This window comes from Deinococcus fonticola, from assembly GCF_004634215.1.
Lineage (GTDB): Bacteria > Deinococcota > Deinococci > Deinococcales > Deinococcaceae > Deinococcus > Deinococcus fonticola.
This window is the reverse complement of the sequence record NZ_SMMH01000037.1, coordinates 1-15,607: the sequence shown is the minus strand read 5'-3', so window position 1 is coordinate 15,607 and position 15,607 is coordinate 1. Positions and strand designations below refer to the sequence as shown.

Sequence of the window (15,607 nt, the reverse complement as noted above, 5' to 3'; positions counted from 1 at the left end):
CCTTGAAGGTACCGCCGCTTACTGGTAGTCGTAAGTCATGACGAAGTTGCCGCTGTAGCTGCCCTTGCTGACGCCCCACTGCCCGGCTCTGATGGTGAAGGTCATGTCGCTGATGTGCTGGTCGGCCACAGTGTGCCCGGCGTCTCCGCCCTGGGAAGGATTCAGGGAAAATGTCTCGCCGACATCCACCTGGAGATAATCGTTGCTGCCCGCCCGCATCAGTTTCACGGTCTGCGGGAAGCTGCGCGTGACGACCGTGTCCTTGGTGCACTTGATCTTCAGTTGCGCGGCCCCCACCAGGTCCTTGGTGGCGTAGTAGGTGCCGCCGAAAATGGCGGTAGACCCGTCGCCGCGGTCGGTCTGGGTGAAGTTCATGCCGGCGATGTCGCCTCCTTCCTGACCCCACCAGGTGCAGACGTTGCCGACGCTGACGTTCAGCGGCACGGTGATGGTGCCGGTGCCCGAGCCACTCTCGGCGTGGGCCAGTCCGGAGGTGAGGAGGACGGTGGCGAACAGGGAAAGGGTTTTTTTCATGGCTGGGCTCCTTGCAGCGAACCGGAGCAGATGGTCGGGTGGGAAGGTTCCTCCCGCCTTCATCTCCTTGGCTGTAAGAAAACAGTAAGCGCCGTACCATTAGCGCGGCGTTAATGAAAATTCTGCGTGCAGGCGCGGCATAAGCCGCCAAGGTAAAGAAATCTTCAAAAAAGTCTGAGCCGTGGCCGCTGATGGTGTTCGGGGCCCAGGCGCCGCCGCTCCCAGGGCCCTGTTCGGCTGACCAACCACGTGTCAAAAATAATGAAGGCCGGCCCACCCCGGAGGGTCAGAGTCGTGAAAGGGGCCGGCGCTTAGGCTGCCGGTATGCGCCTCCTGCCACTCCTGAGCACGCTGCTTCTCGGTTCCGCCCTGGCGACCAGCCTGCCTCTGTCGGTGGGCGTCGGGAACATCTGCGAGGTCGCCGCCCGCAGCAGCCAGGCCATCACGCTGCGCTGTACCGCGAGCACGCCCGCGCCCCTCGACCCGCGCGAGTACAGCGGCGTCCTGCCCGGCCACTGGCACCTCATTCAAAGTGAACGCGACGCACAAGGAGCGCAGCTTTACCGTTATCAGCTCGTGTCGAGCGCCACCGACCTGCACTTCGACTGAAACGACTGAGGCGTGAGATGTCGGAGGAAAGTTCCGCGATGAAACCCGCCGCGGAACCTCACCCTGAACTGCACGGAGCTCTATGACCGGAAGGGTGACCGGGACGCTTTGCCGCTCAGCTTTATGGGGTCATGCACCGCCATACTGAAGCGGCGATGTTACCAGCCAGGCATCTTCCCTTTCCCAATTCAGCAGGCCAGCAGCTCGGTCTCCTGGTTTCCGAGCTGCGCCATCTGCTCGGTCAGCAGTTGATCGGGATTTATCTGCACGGTTCGCTGGCCCTGGGCAGTTTCAACCCCGCCCGCAGCGATCTGGACGTGCTCGTCATCGTCGGCTCGTCCCTCTCCACGGCCTCCAAAGCGGCGCTTGGTCGCCTGCTGTTGCGGCTGTCTCAACAGCCTTATCCATTGGAATTGAGCGTCCTGAATGCCGAGTCCCTCACTCCCTGGACGCATCCAGCCCCCTTCGAGTTTCATTACAGTGAAGACTGGCGCACAGCCGTGACGGAGGTTCTGAAGACAGGCGTCTGGACACTCTGGCCTGCTGGAGCCACCGATCATGATCTGGCAGGTCATGTCACCGTGACCAGGGCAAGAGGGATCGCCCTCTGGGGGCCAGCCGCGCAAGAGGTGTTGCCGCCGATTCCACCCGGTGATCATCTGGCTTCGGTCGTGTCGGATGTTCGTGAGGCCCTGGCCAGGATCACTGATATGCCCGAGTACGCCATCCTCAATGCCTGCCGTACCCTGGCCTATCTGAGCAATGGACAGGTTCTTTCAAAAAGGGAGGGCGGGGAGTGGGCCTTGGGCGAAGTGCCGGAGGACATCGTTCCCATGGTGCAGCAGGCGCTGGCAGCCTACCGGGGAACGGGGACGGTGAACTGGGAACCTGGAGGACTGCAAACCTTCGCTCAGTGGGTGAGTGAGCGACTGTCAGCCAGATGAACCATAAGCTGGCCTATGAAATCCGTGGCAGACGATTTGAGGTGGCGTATCGCCCATCAATTCCTCAGCCCAGATGGCGAAATATGCAGGGGGGGCAGGATCGCGCACGGGCAGCAGCGCCTTGAGCACTCACAGGGGAGTCCGGGTAATGAAATCACCGGGCAACCCGACGGCAAGGGGAGGGAACAGACGGCAAGCTTCTCCCTCGCCGGGACAAGAACGCCGGAGCGGTCAGATCTGCCGCTCCGGCGTCCGGTAGGCCTATCCGGTAGATCCAGTGCAGAGCCACTTTCTCCTGCCCCTGGCGGCCTGCGTCTTCTCATTGTTCGGCACATGCCCGCAGCTTAGAAAGCGGGCTGTGGGATCATTGCGGGTGTTCAGCGCCGGGCTCGTCCGCGCGGGCGTTCCAGCAGGGCCCTACAGCGGAACCGGCTGGTCATGGTTCCGCCCGGAAGTGTGAAACCCGCGCAGCGTCAGGCTCGACCCGCTCCTGCCTGCCCCAGACGCACACGCAAGCGGCGCAGTTCGTAGCCCTTCACCAGTTCGTTGTACCCGATGTCGGGGTGGCGCAAGATCTCCAGGTCGCGCCAGATCAGCAGTCGCCGCAGGAACACGTCGCTTTCCTTGATGGCCAGAAAAGCGCCGGGGCAGCGGTGTGGGCCGTCGCCGAAAGACAGCCCCTGGGCCTGCACACCCCGCGGCAGGGGGCGGTGGGGGCACAGCTGCTCGGCGTCCTCGCCCACGATGCCGGGGTCGGCGTTGGCGGTCTGGACGTTCAGGGCGAAAGTGGTGCCGCTGGGGTAATGCTGGCCCGCCACTTCCACGTCCTGTTCGGCGCGGCGGTACAGCGTGCCGACCACCGGGTCGAGGCGCAGGATCTCATGCAGGATGGCGTGGCGCTCCTTCTCGGTGCTGTGCAGGTACTCGGCGCGCAGCTCGGGGTGCCGCAGCATCTGGTAGGCGGCCAGCGTGATGAATTCGCGGGTGGTGATCATGCCCGCCGTGGCGTAGGTGATGCATTCCGTGAGGATGTCCTGGTCACTGTACTCGCGTTCCAGCAGGTAGCTGATCAGGTCGTCCTGCGCTGATTTGCGCCGCGCCTCGATGGCCGGTTTGACATCCAGCGTGAAGAACAGCGCCACGTTCGTGCCCATGCGCGCCTGGCGCAGAGGCGAGGATTTCATGGCCGCGCCAGGGGCACCGTCGACATCTCCCGTCACGAACGCCTCGATGCGTTTTTCCATGCCCGGCAGCCGGCTCGCGTTTAACCCGATCACCTGGGCGGCGACCGTGACGGCCAGTTTCAGGCTCAGGTCGTCGAGGTTGACTTCCCCCTTGCGGACGAGTTCACCGATCAGGTCGTCGGCCAGGCGAGCGATCATGGGCTGGTAAGCGTTCACGGCGGTGGGCGTGAAGTATTTGGCAGTGGCGCGGCGCATCTCGGTGTGCTCGTCGCCCTGGAGGTACAGCACCGGGGCGTGCCCCTGCTGCCCGGCGCTCTGCTGAACCAGCCCCGCCAGAAAACCGGCCTGTTTCAGTTCAGGGTCTTTCAGGATGTCGCGGACGCCATTGAAGGTCGGCACGGGCTCAAGCGCGTCATCGGCGGCGGGGCGGCGGGTGAGGGAAGCGGTGGGCGCCGCGCCGGCGTGAAAGGGGCAACCGGGCGTGCCCGGCACTTTCGGGGCTGAACTGGTCATGAGCATTCTCCTGTGGGGGGGGTGATGGCGTGCAGCGACCCGATCAGGGCCTGAACTTCCGACGGCGTGAGGTGAGCCAGGTACTGCCGCGTGACCTGCTCGGCGGTCTGAAGGCCCGTCTGCCAGGCCTGGCGACCGCTGGGGGTCAGGGTCACGGTAACCCGGCGCCTGTCTCCCGGCGTGCTCGCGGTTCGCATGATCAGGCCTTTTTGTTCCAGACTGCCGAGCAACCGGCTCATTTCGTAGCGTTTCAGCATGAGTTGTCCGGCCAGTTCGGCGGGCTGGTAGGCATGCTCCTGAAGGTGACTCAGAACGATGAAACTGCGCAGGTCAAGCTTCAGGTCGTGTTGCAGCGCCGCTTCGCCTTCTGAAGCCAGCGACTGCCACAGCAGCCACAGCGCCTCCAGCAACTGAATGGAGAGGGGCAGCCGGAGTAGCTGTGTAGGTGACTGTGCTGGCGGATGAGCTGGGTCAATATCGGTCATGGGGAGTGCCTCGGAGCACCAGCCTCAGGTTATTGCCGTTTGCAATTACTTCGATGAGTGCCGGCCGGCGCTGTCTTTAACGGTGCGGGCGAGCGGGCGCTGCAAAGGCCCGCAGGCCACCGAGGGCGCTGCGGGCCTGAGCCTACTTGCTTTACTCGTTGACCAGGAACAGGTAGCGGGCCAGCAGCAGGGCCGCGATCACGTACAGAATAGGACTGACCTTGCGGGCCTGGCCGCTTAGCAGCTTGATGGCGCAGTAGCTGATGATGCCGAAGCTCACGCCGTTGGCGATGCTGAAGGTCAGCGGCATCAACAGGATAGTCAGGAAGGCCGGCAGGCTCTCGCCTATGTCGCTCCAGTCGACTTCTTTGACGCCTTCCATCATCAGGGCGCCCACCAGGATCAGGGCGGGCGCGGTGGCGGCGGCGGGAATGGCCGAGGCGAGGGGCCACAGGAACATGCTCAGCAGGAACAGTACCCCCACCGTCACGGCGGTCAGGCCGGTGCGGCCCCCCTCACCGATGCCGCTGGCCGACTCGACGTAAGCGGTGGTGGTGCTGGTGCCCATGAAAGCCCCGAACATGGCGGCCAGGCCGTCCATGGCAAACAGGCGGCGCGGGCGCGGCATGTTGCCCTGCGCGTCGAGAAAGCCGGCCTTCTGCGAGAGGCCGGTCAGGGTGCCGGTCGCGTCGAAGAAATCCACGAAGAAGAAGGTGAACACCACGTGCAGGAGGCCCAGCCCCAGGGCGCCCGCCAGATCCATCTTGCCGACCAGGTCGCCGGGCCACACCGGCGTGCCGAAGATGCCCAGCAGGTTGCCGCTAAAGCCGGAAAATGCCTGCAGGGCTCCGCTGGCACCGCCCGGGTAGACCGGCAGGTGCAGCAGGATGCCCAGCAGCGTGGTCACCAGAATGCCCCACAGGATCGCCCCGGTGACGCGGCGGGCCATCAGGCCGGTGGTCACGACCAGGCCGACCAGCGCCAGCCAGACCGGCGGGGAAAGCAGCGAACCCAGACCCACGAAGGTGGCGGGGTTGCTGACCACCAGCCCCGAGTTCTTGAGGCCCAGGAACGCCAGAAACGCCCCGATGCCGCCGGTGATGGCAAATTTCAGGGCCGAGGGAATCGACTGCACGATGGCCTGCCGCACCCCTATGACGCTGAGCAGCACGAACAGCACGCCGCTGATGAACACCGCGCCGAGCGCCGTTTCCCACGGCACCTTCATGGTCAGCACCACCGTGAAGGCGAAGAAGGCGTTGAGGCCCATGCCCGGGGCCTGCGCGAAGGGGTACTTCGCCACCAGGCCCATCATGAAACTGCCGAACGCGGCCGCAATCGCGGTGGTCATCAGCAGCTGCACGAAGGCGTTGGGCACGTGAATGGCGTTCCCGAGCACCTGCGGGTTCACGAACAGGATGTAACTCATGGTCAGGAAGGTGGTCAGCCCGGCCCGCAGTTCGCGCGAAACCGTCGAGCCGCTCTGGGTGATCCCGAAGTACCGGTCGAGTCCAGAGGTGGGGGGAGGGGCGGTCTGGGTCATGGGGATCTCCTGGGAAACGCCGCTGCGCGGCAGAAAAGAGGGCTAAGACAGGCAACGCCGCGCCGGGCGGCCCGGATGAGCAGGCCATGAGGGGACAGTTCAGTTTAGAGCAGTTCTCCGAATTCCCTTCTGTAGAGAACACCACTCCGCAGAACTCCATTCTTCGTCCTGCTCATCTAAATTCACTCGCTCCGCTCGGCCAAAAGAATGTCATTCTTTTGGCAAATGCTCTAAGGGTGGATGGCTGCCAGGTCTCTGCGGGCCTGGTACGCGTTGTCACCGCCGGCCCACACGCGGGCGACGTCGCCGGGCGTGCCGCTGGCGAAAGTGGCGGCCAGCAGCCTGAGCGGACTCTCGGCGGCGGCGTACACCGCGCGCAGGGCCGTCTGCGGGGCGGGGTCGATCAACACGGCGTCGAACACCCTGCCCACGCTGAAATCCCCGGTCAGGTGTGCCAGATCCAGCGCCTGTGCCCCGGCTCGGGTGGCGAGGTACAGCAGGTGCGCGGGGGTCAGCGGCACGCCCCGCTCGCCCTGAAGCTGCTGCATGAAGTACGCCTGGAGCCCCTCTTTCAGCATCGAGAAGCCGGTGCCGCCGCCCACGTCGGTGCCCAGCGAGACGTGCACGCCCGCCTGAAGGTGGCGTTTCAGGGGAAAAAACCCGCTGCCCAGCGCCGAGTTGCTGCACGGGCAATGCGCGGCGCTGCACCCATGCGCGGCCATGGCACCCAGTTCGCGGTCATTCGGGTGAATGTTGTGCGCCAGGACGCTGCGGCGCGTGACCAGCCCGGCGCGCTCGTAGGTGTCGAGGTAATCGCGGGCCTGCGGAAAGAGGCCCTGCACCACCCCGATTTCGGCCAGGTTCTCGTTGATGTGGCTGGTGAAGCGCAGGCCCTGGAATTCGCGCATCAGCGCGGCGCAGGCCTCCAGCATTCCCTCCGAGGCCGAGAGCGAAAAACGCGGGGTCACGGCGTAGAGCTGCCGCCCCACGCCGTGCCACCGCTCGATCAGGGCCCGGCTTTCTTCATAGGCCCGCTGGGGGGTGGTGTGCAGTTCGGGGCGCAGCAGGCGGTCACTCACGACCAGCCCGGCCACCGCCCGCAGGCCGCTGCGCTCGGCTTCGGCAAAAAGCGTATCCACCGCTCCCGCGAAATGGCTGCCGAACACCAGCGCGGTGGTGGTGCCGTTTTGTAGCAGCGAGCGGGTGAATTCCTGCGCCACCGCGCGGGCATAGTCAGGGTCGGCCAGACGCGCCTCTTCCGGCAGGGCGTTCCTGTCGAGCCACTCCAGCAGCGGCATTCCCAGCCCGCCGATCACCCGGCCCTGCGGGTAATGCACGTGCGTGTCGATAAATCCCGGCAGCAGCAGCCCGCCGCGCAGGTCGCTCACTTCCGCGCCTGGATGCCCGGCCCGCAGCTCGCCAAAGGGGCCGCTGGCCTGAATCACGCCGCCCGCCACCAGCAGGCCGCCGTCCTCCTGAACCTGTAAGGCGTCCGGCGTCTCGAATGGGCTGGCGGGCGTGTGCATGAACGTGGCGCGGTAGAGATTCTGGTTGGTATGGGGCTGATTCGTTTGGGGCTGGGTCGTTTGAGTCTGGGTCATGATCGGGTCGCTTTCTGGGAGGGGGAGGTGGGTGTGGTCTGAGCCGAGATGACCTGAAGCAGTTGCGCGGCCACGCTGATGGCGATGACGGCGGGCGCTTTGCCGCTGATGCCCGGCACACCGATGGGCGTGGTGATGCGCGCCAGGGCGGCGTCGGTGTGACCCTCGCGGTTCAGTTGCTCACGGAAGTGGCTCCACTTCGCGCCCGAGCCGATCAGCCCGACGAAGCCCAGGTCGGGCCGGCGCAGCGCGGCGTCGCACAGCGCGGCGTCCTCGGCGTGGTCGTGGGTCATGATGACGATATTCGTGCCGGCGGGCAATTCGGCCAGCGTCATCTCGGGAATCGGGGAAGGGTGAAGGTGCAGCTGGGCTTCTGCCTCTTGCAGGCCGGCCAGGCGTTCAGGCGAAAACTGCGCCTCACGCGAGTCGATCAGGTGCAGGTGCAGCGGCAGCCGCGAGAGAATGCGGGCCAGTTCCAGCCCCACGTGCCCGAAACCGAAGACGGCGATATGGGGCCGCGCGCCCAGCACCGGTTCCAGCAGCAGGGTGACCTCTCCGCCGCAGCACTGCCGCCCGTGCTCGGCCGGGGCCTGGCTGGTGAGGCGCAGCGTGAGCAGTTCGGGGGCGCTGGCCTGCACCTTCAGCAGGGCGCGGGCACGCTGCGTGGCGGTGGCTTCCAGGTTGCCGCCGCCCACCGTGTCCCAGCACGCCCCGGCCGAGACGACCATCTTCGCCCCGGCTTCACGTGGGGCGTGGCCGCGCACGCTGACCAGCGTGACCAGCACGGCAGGTTCGCCGATGTCCCTGAGGTGGTTGAGGGCCGTGAGCCAGTGCATGGTCAGTCGTCCGCCGGGGCGGGTTCCTGTGCGTCCTTTTCCTGAGCGCCCTTTCTGGCCCGGTTCAGCGCCCAGTACACCGCTTCGGGCGTGGCGGGGCTGGAGAGTGTCTGCTCGCGGGCAGCCGGGCCGAAAGCCGCGCAGGCTTCGCGTAGCGCCTCGCGCACGGAAATCGCCAGCATCAGGGGCGGCTCGCCCACCGCCTTGCTGCCGTAGACCACACCGGTCTCGGTGGCGCGTTCCAGCAGGGCCACGTTGAAGATTTCGGGCATCTCCGAGAAACTGGGGAGTTTGTAGGTGCTGGCCGCCTGGGTCAGCAGCCGGCCCCGGTTCGGGCCGCCGGACTCGTCCCAGCGCAGTTCCTCCAGGGTCAGCCAGCCCGCGCCCTGCACGAAGCCGCCCTCCACCTGCCCCAGGTCGATCAGCGGTGAGAGGCTGTCGCCTACGTCGTGCAGGATGTCCACGCGTTTCAAGCGCGAGGCCCCGGTGAAGCCGTCCACCTCGACCTCGGACACCGACGCGCCGTAAGCGAAGTACTTGAAGGGGTGGCCCTGCATGGCCTCGCGATTCCAGTGCAGGCCCGGCGTGCGGTAAAAGCCCGCTGCCCACAGCTGCGTGCGCAGGTAATAGGCGTCGTGCACGACCTGCTCGAAGGTCATGCTGAGGTCGGGCCGGCCCAGGGGGTACACCTGGCCGTTCTCGAAGCGCACATCGTTCGGGTGCACGCCCAGGCTGGACACGTGCGCCTTGCCCGCCGCGCTCAGGGCGCCCGCCGCCACCGCCGCGAGCCGGGCCTTGATCTGCTCGCAGGCGTCCTTGACCGCCCCGCCGTTGAGGTCGGCGCCGCTGCTGGCCGCCGTGGCCGAGGTATTGGGCACCTTGTCGGTGCGGGTGGGGGCCAGGCGCACCCGCGCGGGCGGCACACCCAGGGTCGTGGCCGCCACCTGGATCATCTTGGTGTGCAGGCCCTGGCCCATCTCGGTGCCGCCGTGGTTGATCAGCACCGAGCCGTCCTTGTAGACGTGCACCAGCGCCCCGGCCTGGTTGTAGGCGGTGAAGTTGAAGGAAATCCCGAACTTGACCGGGGTGATGCTCAGGCCGCGTTTGACGTGCTCGTGCTGCGCGTTGAAAGCGCGGACTTCCTGCTGGCGGGCGCTGAAGTCGCTGCGCGCGAGCAGCTGCGCCCACAGGTCGCTCAGGCGCTCGGCGTGGCGCACCGGCTGGCCGTAGGGGGTGGCGTCGTCCGGCCGGTAGAAGTTGCGCCGCCGTAGCTCGTGCGCGTCCAGGCCGAGTCTGGGGGCACAGCGGCCCAGGATGTCCTCGATGACCAGCATGCCCTGCGGCCCGCCGAAACCCCGGAAAGCCGTCTGCGAGGTCTTGTTTGTCCGGGCGATGCGCCCGTGCACCTCGATGTGCGGAATGAAGTAGGCGTTGTCGATGTGGCACAGCGCCCGCGCCATCACGGGTTCGGAGAGGTCGAGGCTCCAGCCGCCGTCGCTGGTGAGGGTTGCTTGGAGCGCCAGCAACTGGCCTTCTGTATCAAAGCCGACTTTCCAGGTCGCGTGAAAGGGGTGGCGCTTGCCGGTCATGGTGATGTCCTGGGTGCGGTTCAGGCGCAGCCTCACCGGGCGGCCCGTCAGCGTGGCCCCCAGCGCAGCGATGGCCGCGTAGCCGTGCGGCTGCATCTCCTTGCCGCCAAACCCCCCACCCATGCGCAGGCACTGCACCGTGACCTCGCTGGAGCCGAGGCCCAGCACGTGCGCCGCGATTTCCTGCGTCTCGCTGGGGTGCTGGGTGCTCGACTGGATGAACACCTGCCCGGACTCGTCCACGTGGGCCAGCGCGGCGTTCGTCTCCAGGTAGAAGTGCTCCTGGCCGCCGATGTCGAATTCCCCCTCGAAGATGTGTGCCGCCTGCGCGAAGCCCAGAGTCACGTCCCCGCGCCGCAGGGTGGACTGCGCACCCTGGAACGATCCGGCAGCGATCGCCTCCTGGATGGTCACCAGTGAGGGCAGCGGTTCGTATTCGGTCTCCACGGCGCCCGCCCCCAGCCGCGCCGCCTCCACGCTCTCGGCCAGCACCCAGCACACCGCGTGGCCGTGGTACATGACTTCAGTGGGAAAAAGCGGCTCGTCGCCCTTCACGCCCGCGTCGTTCACGCCGGGCACGTCGGCGGCGGTCAGCACCCGTACCACGCCCGGTACCTCCAGCGCCGGGGAGGGGTCAAGCCGCGTGACGCGCGCGTGGGCGTGCGGCGAATTCACTGGCCAGGCGTGCAGCAGGCCCTGGAGGCGCACTCCCAGGTCGTCGGTGTACAGCGCGGAGCCGGTAACGTGTCCCGGCGCACTCTCGTGCACGGTGGCCGCGCCGACCGCGCCGACCGGAGGGCGTTCATGCAGGCTGGTCATCCCGCCACCTCCTCTCTGGCGCCGGCCGCCGGATGCTCGGCATAGAACTTCAGCAGCAGCTGCTCCAGCATAGCCGTGCGGTAGGCTGCGCTGGCGCGGTGATCGCCCAGCGGGGTGCCCTCGCCGCCCATCACGCGGGCGGCCCGCCGCACCGTGTCCTGCGTCCAGGGCTGGCCTCGCAGCGCCACCTCGGTCTCCAGGGCGCGGATCGGGGTGGCGGCCACCCCGCCCAGCCCGATGCGAACCTGTTTCACCACGCCCGCCTCCAGTTCCAGGGCGATCCCCGCTGCCACGCTGGAGATGTCGTCGAAGCGGCGCTTGGCGACCTTGTAGAAGGCGGTGACGGGTGCAAGCGGCAGAGGAATCCGCACGGCGCGGATCAGTTCGCCGGGCCGCAGCACGGTCTGGCGGTAGCCGGTGAAATAGTCGGCCAGCGGCACCACCCGGTCGCCCTCGGCTGAAGCCAGCACCAGCGACGCGTCCAGCGCCAGCAGCACCGGGGGGCTGTCCCCGATGGGCGAGGCGGTGCCCAGGTTGCCGCCCAGCGTGGCCGAGTTGCGGATCAGGCGGCTGGCGAACTGCGGGAACCACTGCGCCAGCAGCGGCACCCGGCCGTCCAGGCGGCGCTCGATCTCCGAGAGGGTGAGGCCCGCCCCGATTTCCACGAACTCCCGAGTCCAGTGCAGCTCACGCAGCTCGGGCAGGGCGTCCACCGCGACCGTCACCCCGGCGCGCGCGTGGCGCAGGTTGACTTCCACGCCCCAGTCGGTGCCGCCGGCCAGCACTTTGGCGTCCGGGTGGCGCGCAAGCAACTCCAGCGCTTCTGGCAGGCTGGCCGGGCGGTGAAATTCACCCTGCAGCGTGTGCAGGTGCAGGGGTCGGGTGGGGGGGGCCGGCTCCTGGCGTCGCCGGGCGAAGGGGTCGCCCTCCGCTGGCGTGCCCAGGGCGTGCGCGGCGTCCTGAATGGGGCGGTAGCCGGTGCAGCGGCACAGATTCCCGCTCAGGGCGTGAATGTCGAAGCCGTTGGGGGCGTGGTGTTCGCCCTCCCTGCGCCCGGGCCGGTAATACTCCGCCGCCATGCTCACCACGAACCCCGGCGTGCAGTACCCGCACTGGCTGCCGCCGCGCTGCGCCAGCTCGCGCTGCACCGGGTGCAGGGCGCCAGGCGTGCCCAGGCCCTCGGCGGTCACGATGCTCTGCCCGTGCACGGCGGGCAGCAGCACCAGGCAGGCGTTTACACTTTCCCAGCGGGTGCCCCCCGGCCCACTCACATGGTCGCCGTCCGGGCGGGCGACCAGCACCGCGCAGGCCCCACATTCTCCCTCGGCGCAGCCTTCCTTGGCGCCCGTGAGGCCCTGGTCGCGCAGCCAGTTCAGCAAGGTGGTGTGCGGCTGTGCGCCCAGCACTTCCCGCGGCTGTCCGTTGACGTTCACCTTCAGCGTGTCCATCGTTTCCTCCCTGTTTTCCTGGTCAACACAGCGTTCCGGCGTTCATGCACTCCTCTCGAGTCGGGAAAGGAATGCATGGTTCACGCCGGAGTGGTGAGGGTGGGCGGGCCGCCGGTTATCCATGCAGAACGACAGCCTGATTGTGTTTGGTGCGGTCTGCAGTATACGGAGTCGAGCGGGTTGAGATTGTGGTGTGGTTGAAAGGGTCTCCCCTGTCAGAACTTCTTCAAGAGACCCAAGCTGTTTCTATCTGATGAGAAACGGGAAGCAGAGGACTGGCTGCTGTTCGCGCGGGAAGTCCAGTCGGTTCTGTTGACCTGAACCGCCCCACGGTGTTTTTCCAGAGGGAGCACGAAACTAACGGGATGCTTATCACCTCATTCTCGCTTAGATGTCGAGGCGGTTCTTCCGCTATGCAAAATCGAGGTAAGCCCACCCCGACGAGCGGCCTACCGCCAGTCAGCGGCTTGCCTCACCGACTGGCGCTGAAGTGCGGTCACTCAACATGACCGGAACTGCTACGGTAGCAGGCATGCAGAAACGCAGCCTGCTGGCCCTCACCTCCGCCTTTCTCATCAGCTCCCTTGCAGTCAGCGCTTCGGCATTAAAGCTGCCGGCGGTTGACTGTAGCAAGTCGCAAGACGCCCGCTGCCGCAACGCCGACATCGGCAAGGTCGGCCAGGGCCTGCCCTTCTACCTGGGGGGCTACACCACGATCGGCTCGGGCTACGTAGATGCCGCCAGCAACACGCTCTATGTGCCGGTGGAGCTGGGCAACCAGCAGGACAACCAGGGGGTCGTGATGGCCGTCGACCTCGCCACCGGCAACCGGCGCGTGGTCTCGGGCTACGACGGTGAGGAGTGGATCGGCAAGGGTCAGGACTACGTCGACGGCAGCGGCCGCAAGGCCACCGCTTACGATCTGGGGCGCGTGGAGGCGGTGCGCCCTGGCCCCGGCGGCAGCATTCTGGCGCTGGTCGACAAGGGTCTGCAGGCACGCAGCGAGATCTTCAGCATCGACCCCAGAACCGGCGACCGCGCGCTGGTGTGGGCCAGCAAGGTCTTCCCCGACTCTGCGCGTGACGGCGCGACCTCGATCCGCACCATCGAGTCCTCCCGCGTCGGCGGAGAGCACTTCTGCCGCTCGGCCGGCGACGACCGCGTGGGTCTCAAGCCCAGCGAGACCTTCGAGGCCGACGGCCAGTACATCTACCTGTTCATGCCCAACCAGCCCAGCGGCACCGGCATCGGGTTGATGCGCTATCCACTGGCGGGCGGCAAGTGCGAGTGGGTCAGCCAGTACTGGCCTGACGGCACCGGCGACGTGGGCTCTGGGCCGACCATCAACACCCTCAGCCCGCTGGTGATGACCAGCGCGATGGTGGGGGGCGAGTTCCTGGCCGCCACCGGCCCCAACCCCGGCGGCAACGTGCTGTTCGGCATCAAGACCGCGGGTGGCGCGCGCCGCACGGTCAGCGCCCTCTCGCAGAACAACCCCGCCCGCCGCAAGGGCGAGGGCGCTGACGCTCTGGGCTATAGCCGGCGCATGGCCGTCACCGGCGACCTGCTGCTGACGCTCGGCAGCGAACCCGGCAACTCCTCTTTCGAGCCGGTGCTGATCGACCTGCGCACGGGCAACCGCAGCGCCGTGGAGGCCAAGTCCGGCAGCCTCAAGGGCGTGGGGCGTGACTCGAACGCCAACATTGTCGCTGGCATCCCCGGCACCACGCAGTTCATCGTGGCCTTCGACAAGGGCCTGCACGTCCTCGACGTGAAGACCGGCCAGTCCTACCTGCTGTCCAAGTAAGCCGCCCCGAGCAGGCTCATCCCGGCCCCGCACTGCGGGGCTGTTCGCCTGTCTGCCCCTCTGCTACCGTGAGGGCATGCGACGCTCCCTGCTGGCCACTTTGCTGCTGTGCACCGCACTTTCCCCCACTCTGGCCCAGACCGAGAGCGTCTCGGGAGTCGTGGTACTCGCCTCGCCGATTCCGGGCGGCCTGCGGCTCGATGCCGGAAGCGGGCCCAGGGACTTCACCTGCAAGCAGGGTCGCGTGCATCACCTGCTGAAGGTCGGAACCCGCCAGATCGACACTAGTGGGAAGTACCTGGTGCTCAGCTGGCAGGACGAATCCCACTTCTCGATGGAAGCGGCAGACAGGCTGCTTCCCTTGCAAGACGGGCAGGTGCGGCTGTGGTGCGATACCAAGGGCCATCTGCAGGCCAAACTGGGTGACGCGATTCGATTCCAAGAAGTGAAGTAACCCGCAAAAGCCTGATCCGGGCTATGTCGTGAGGACTGCACTATTGTCAGGCATGGCCTGAAGCTATGTATTCATGGGCTTCTGGCCACTTCCCCCAATAGGGTGATGAACCGTGAGTGACAGGAAGCCCCACCAACATCGTTCTCGCTGAGCGTGATGGGCTACGCCCGGTGGCTTTACCATCGTTTCCTTCTCAGTCGGTGGGGCGTGCAAGAACTGCTCCGCGAGCGCAGCAATCAAGTGAATCATGAGATTTTGACCTGAACCCTGAAAACGGAAAGGAATCGGAGGAATCTGGCACACTGAGGGAACACGTTGCCAGGAGGTTCAGCATGGGAGGAGCACGACCCACCGAAGAGCAGAGCGCGTTCGCCTTACGTGTCGAGACCGGCACGTCCATCGGTGAGGTCTGCCGGAGGTTCTGTCAGGTCAAAGACCCAGCGGGTGGCGGTTCATGTCCTTGTAGAGCAGGTATTTGCTGGGGTTGCCTCGGTTTCGAGTCGTTGAAGTTAAGCAGCGGTAGCTTGGCACTCAGCTTCTAGGGGCGTCAAGTACCCCAGGCTCGAATGCCGCCTTTTCCGGTTGTAGTACACCTCTACGTACTCGAAAATGGCCTTCCTAGCCTCCTGATGGCTGCGATACACGCAGCCATCCACCAGTTCTCGCTTCAAGGTCTCGAAAAAGCTCTCCACCACGGCATTGTCTGTATAAAGAGTTGAGGTCAGGTTGGAGTGAACCCCAAAACGCGGACAGAGGAGCAAGGCATGTCGCCCCGGTCAGCCCGTAGGCTGATCAACAGATGGAGGGAGACCGACCATGCCCGGACGACTACACAGCCGCGAATTCAAGCTCGAAGTCCTTGAACAAATCGAGAGTAAGCAGAAAAGTACCGCCCAGGTGTGCCGGGAACACCAGTTGGCCCCGAGCCTCATTTACCGCTGGCGCAAAGAACTTGAAGTTCGTGGGGGAGCAGCTTTCACCGACGAGAAGACGGCTGACCAGGCGTTAGAACGGCGTATTGCTGAACTGGAGCGGTATTGTGGACAACTGGCCCTGGAAAACACCATTCTGAAAAAGTCGTTGGCGAACTACCGCACCAGGAGCGGCTCGAGATTGGAGTGCCCCCCGAAAATCGGACGAATCTGACTAGAGACGAAGGCTCGCCACCAGTTCTAAGCTGGAAAGCGAGGCCCACCCTATGAAAATCCGTCAGTTTACCGAAGACCAGATCATCAAGCTGC

General features: G+C 66.0%; 13 protein-coding genes and 1 pseudogene. 5 read left to right on the top strand and 9 right to left on the bottom strand.

What is annotated here, in order from left to right:
• Positions 1 to 18 precede the first annotated feature (18 nt).
• The gene (locus E5Z01_RS16450; protein WP_135230350.1) at positions 19 to 534 is read right to left on the bottom strand and encodes a hypothetical protein; all 516 of its coding nucleotides are present in this window, start codon (positions 532 to 534) and stop codon (positions 19 to 21) included.
• Positions 535 to 858: 324 nt separating this feature from the next.
• Here E5Z01_RS16450 and E5Z01_RS16445 point away from each other — a divergent pair, with 324 nt between their 5' ends.
• Together E5Z01_RS16445 and E5Z01_RS16440 are read left to right on the top strand one after the other, a co-directional pair.
• A complete protein-coding gene (locus E5Z01_RS16445) occupies positions 859 to 1,143 on the top strand; it encodes a hypothetical protein (protein ID WP_135230349.1) in 285 nt (94 codons plus the stop codon).
• Positions 1,144 to 1,274: 131 nt separating this feature from the next.
• The gene (locus tag E5Z01_RS16440; protein ID WP_135230348.1) at positions 1,275 to 2,087 is read left to right on the top strand and encodes an aminoglycoside adenylyltransferase domain-containing protein; all 813 of its coding nucleotides are present in this window, start codon (positions 1,275 to 1,277) and stop codon (positions 2,085 to 2,087) included.
• A gap of 473 nt (positions 2,088 to 2,560) precedes the next feature.
• Here E5Z01_RS16440 and E5Z01_RS16435 read toward each other — a convergent pair whose 3' ends face one another.
• The 7 genes from E5Z01_RS16435 to E5Z01_RS16400 all read right to left on the bottom strand — a co-directional run bounded on the left by E5Z01_RS16435 (position 2,561) and on the right by E5Z01_RS16400 (position 12,105).
• A complete protein-coding gene (locus E5Z01_RS16435) occupies positions 2,561 to 3,784 on the bottom strand; it encodes a cytochrome P450 (RefSeq protein WP_135230347.1) in 1,224 nt (407 codons plus the stop codon).
• Positions 3,781 to 4,269, bottom strand: coding sequence for a MarR family winged helix-turn-helix transcriptional regulator (locus E5Z01_RS16430; protein ID WP_135230346.1), 489 nt, complete (start codon positions 4,267 to 4,269; stop codon positions 3,781 to 3,783). Before E5Z01_RS16430 ends, E5Z01_RS16435 begins: the two co-directional genes overlap by 4 nt.
• Positions 4,270 to 4,420: 151 nt before the next feature.
• Positions 4,421 to 5,812: an NCS2 family permease gene (locus E5Z01_RS16425; RefSeq protein ID WP_135230345.1), complete on the bottom strand. Its 1,392-nt coding sequence runs from the start codon at positions 5,810 to 5,812 to the stop codon at positions 4,421 to 4,423.
• Between the two features lie 230 nt (positions 5,813 to 6,042).
• Positions 6,043 to 7,413, bottom strand: a complete 1,371-nt coding sequence (gene guaD, locus E5Z01_RS16415) for a guanine deaminase (RefSeq protein ID WP_135230344.1) — start codon at positions 7,411 to 7,413, stop codon at positions 6,043 to 6,045.
• A complete protein-coding gene (xdhC, locus tag E5Z01_RS16410; protein WP_135230343.1) occupies positions 7,410 to 8,249 on the bottom strand; it encodes a xanthine dehydrogenase accessory protein XdhC in 840 nt (279 codons plus the stop codon). The genes guaD and xdhC overlap by 4 nt, the downstream gene beginning before the upstream one ends.
• Positions 8,250 to 8,251: 2 nt before the next feature.
• Positions 8,252 to 10,657, bottom strand: a complete 2,406-nt coding sequence (xdhB, locus tag E5Z01_RS16405; RefSeq protein WP_135230342.1) for a xanthine dehydrogenase molybdopterin binding subunit — start codon at positions 10,655 to 10,657, stop codon at positions 8,252 to 8,254.
• On the bottom strand, positions 10,654 to 12,105 hold the full coding sequence (locus E5Z01_RS16400) for a xanthine dehydrogenase small subunit (RefSeq protein WP_135230341.1): 1,452 nt from the start codon (positions 12,103 to 12,105) through the stop codon (positions 10,654 to 10,656). The genes xdhB and E5Z01_RS16400 overlap by 4 nt, the downstream gene beginning before the upstream one ends.
• Before the next feature lie 505 nt (positions 12,106 to 12,610).
• On the opposite strand from E5Z01_RS16400, the gene E5Z01_RS16395 reads away from it, so the two are divergent.
• Together E5Z01_RS16395 and E5Z01_RS16390 are read left to right on the top strand one after the other, a co-directional pair.
• Positions 12,611 to 13,912 carry a hypothetical protein gene (locus E5Z01_RS16395; protein WP_167757974.1) on the top strand — a complete coding sequence of 434 codons (1,302 nt, stop codon included), beginning with the start codon at positions 12,611 to 12,613 and terminating at the stop codon, positions 13,910 to 13,912.
• 76 nt (positions 13,913 to 13,988) lie between these two features.
• Positions 13,989 to 14,366, top strand: a complete 378-nt coding sequence (locus E5Z01_RS16390; RefSeq protein WP_135230339.1) for a hypothetical protein — start codon at positions 13,989 to 13,991, stop codon at positions 14,364 to 14,366.
• A 509-nt stretch (positions 14,367 to 14,875) separates the two neighbouring features.
• Here E5Z01_RS16390 and E5Z01_RS19630 read toward each other — a convergent pair.
• Positions 14,876 to 15,070: pseudogene (locus E5Z01_RS19630) on the bottom strand (IS3 family transposase); the annotation flags it as partial.
• 112 nt (positions 15,071 to 15,182) lie between these two features.
• Between E5Z01_RS19630 and E5Z01_RS16380 the strand changes: the two are divergent.
• Positions 15,183 to 15,512 (top strand): transposase, encoded by a 330-nt coding sequence (locus tag E5Z01_RS16380; protein ID WP_135230337.1) that lies wholly within the window; start codon positions 15,183 to 15,185, stop codon positions 15,510 to 15,512.
• The last annotated feature ends 95 nt before the right edge of the window (positions 15,513 to 15,607 follow it).

Excerpts from the sequence above, each read along its gene's own strand:
- E5Z01_RS16400 (WP_135230341.1), bottom strand. The coding sequence starts at position 12,105 with ATGGACACGCTGAAGGTGAACGTCAACGGACAGCCGCGGGAAGTGCTG.
- E5Z01_RS16425 (WP_135230345.1), bottom strand. The coding sequence starts at position 5,812 with ATGACCCAGACCGCCCCTCCCCCCACCTCTGGACTCGACCGGTACTTC.
- E5Z01_RS16440 (WP_135230348.1), top strand. The coding sequence starts at position 1,275 with ATGCACCGCCATACTGAAGCGGCGATGTTACCAGCCAGGCATCTTCCC.
- guaD (WP_135230344.1), bottom strand. The coding sequence starts at position 7,413 with ATGACCCAGACTCAAACGACCCAGCCCCAAACGAATCAGCCCCATACC.
- E5Z01_RS16390 (WP_135230339.1), top strand. The coding sequence starts at position 13,989 with ATGCGACGCTCCCTGCTGGCCACTTTGCTGCTGTGCACCGCACTTTCC.
- E5Z01_RS16430 (WP_135230346.1), bottom strand. The coding sequence starts at position 4,269 with ATGACCGATATTGACCCAGCTCATCCGCCAGCACAGTCACCTACACAG.
- E5Z01_RS16450 (WP_135230350.1), bottom strand. The coding sequence starts at position 534 with ATGAAAAAAACCCTTTCCCTGTTCGCCACCGTCCTCCTCACCTCCGGA.
- xdhB (WP_135230342.1), bottom strand. The coding sequence starts at position 10,657 with ATGACCAGCCTGCATGAACGCCCTCCGGTCGGCGCGGTCGGCGCGGCC.
- E5Z01_RS16445 (WP_135230349.1), top strand. The coding sequence starts at position 859 with ATGCGCCTCCTGCCACTCCTGAGCACGCTGCTTCTCGGTTCCGCCCTG.
- E5Z01_RS16395 (WP_167757974.1), top strand. The coding sequence starts at position 12,611 with ATGACCGGAACTGCTACGGTAGCAGGCATGCAGAAACGCAGCCTGCTG.
- xdhC (WP_135230343.1), bottom strand. The coding sequence starts at position 8,249 with ATGCACTGGCTCACGGCCCTCAACCACCTCAGGGACATCGGCGAACCT.
- E5Z01_RS16380 (WP_135230337.1), top strand. The coding sequence starts at position 15,183 with ATGCCCGGACGACTACACAGCCGCGAATTCAAGCTCGAAGTCCTTGAA.
- E5Z01_RS16435 (WP_135230347.1), bottom strand. The coding sequence starts at position 3,784 with ATGACCAGTTCAGCCCCGAAAGTGCCGGGCACGCCCGGTTGCCCCTTT.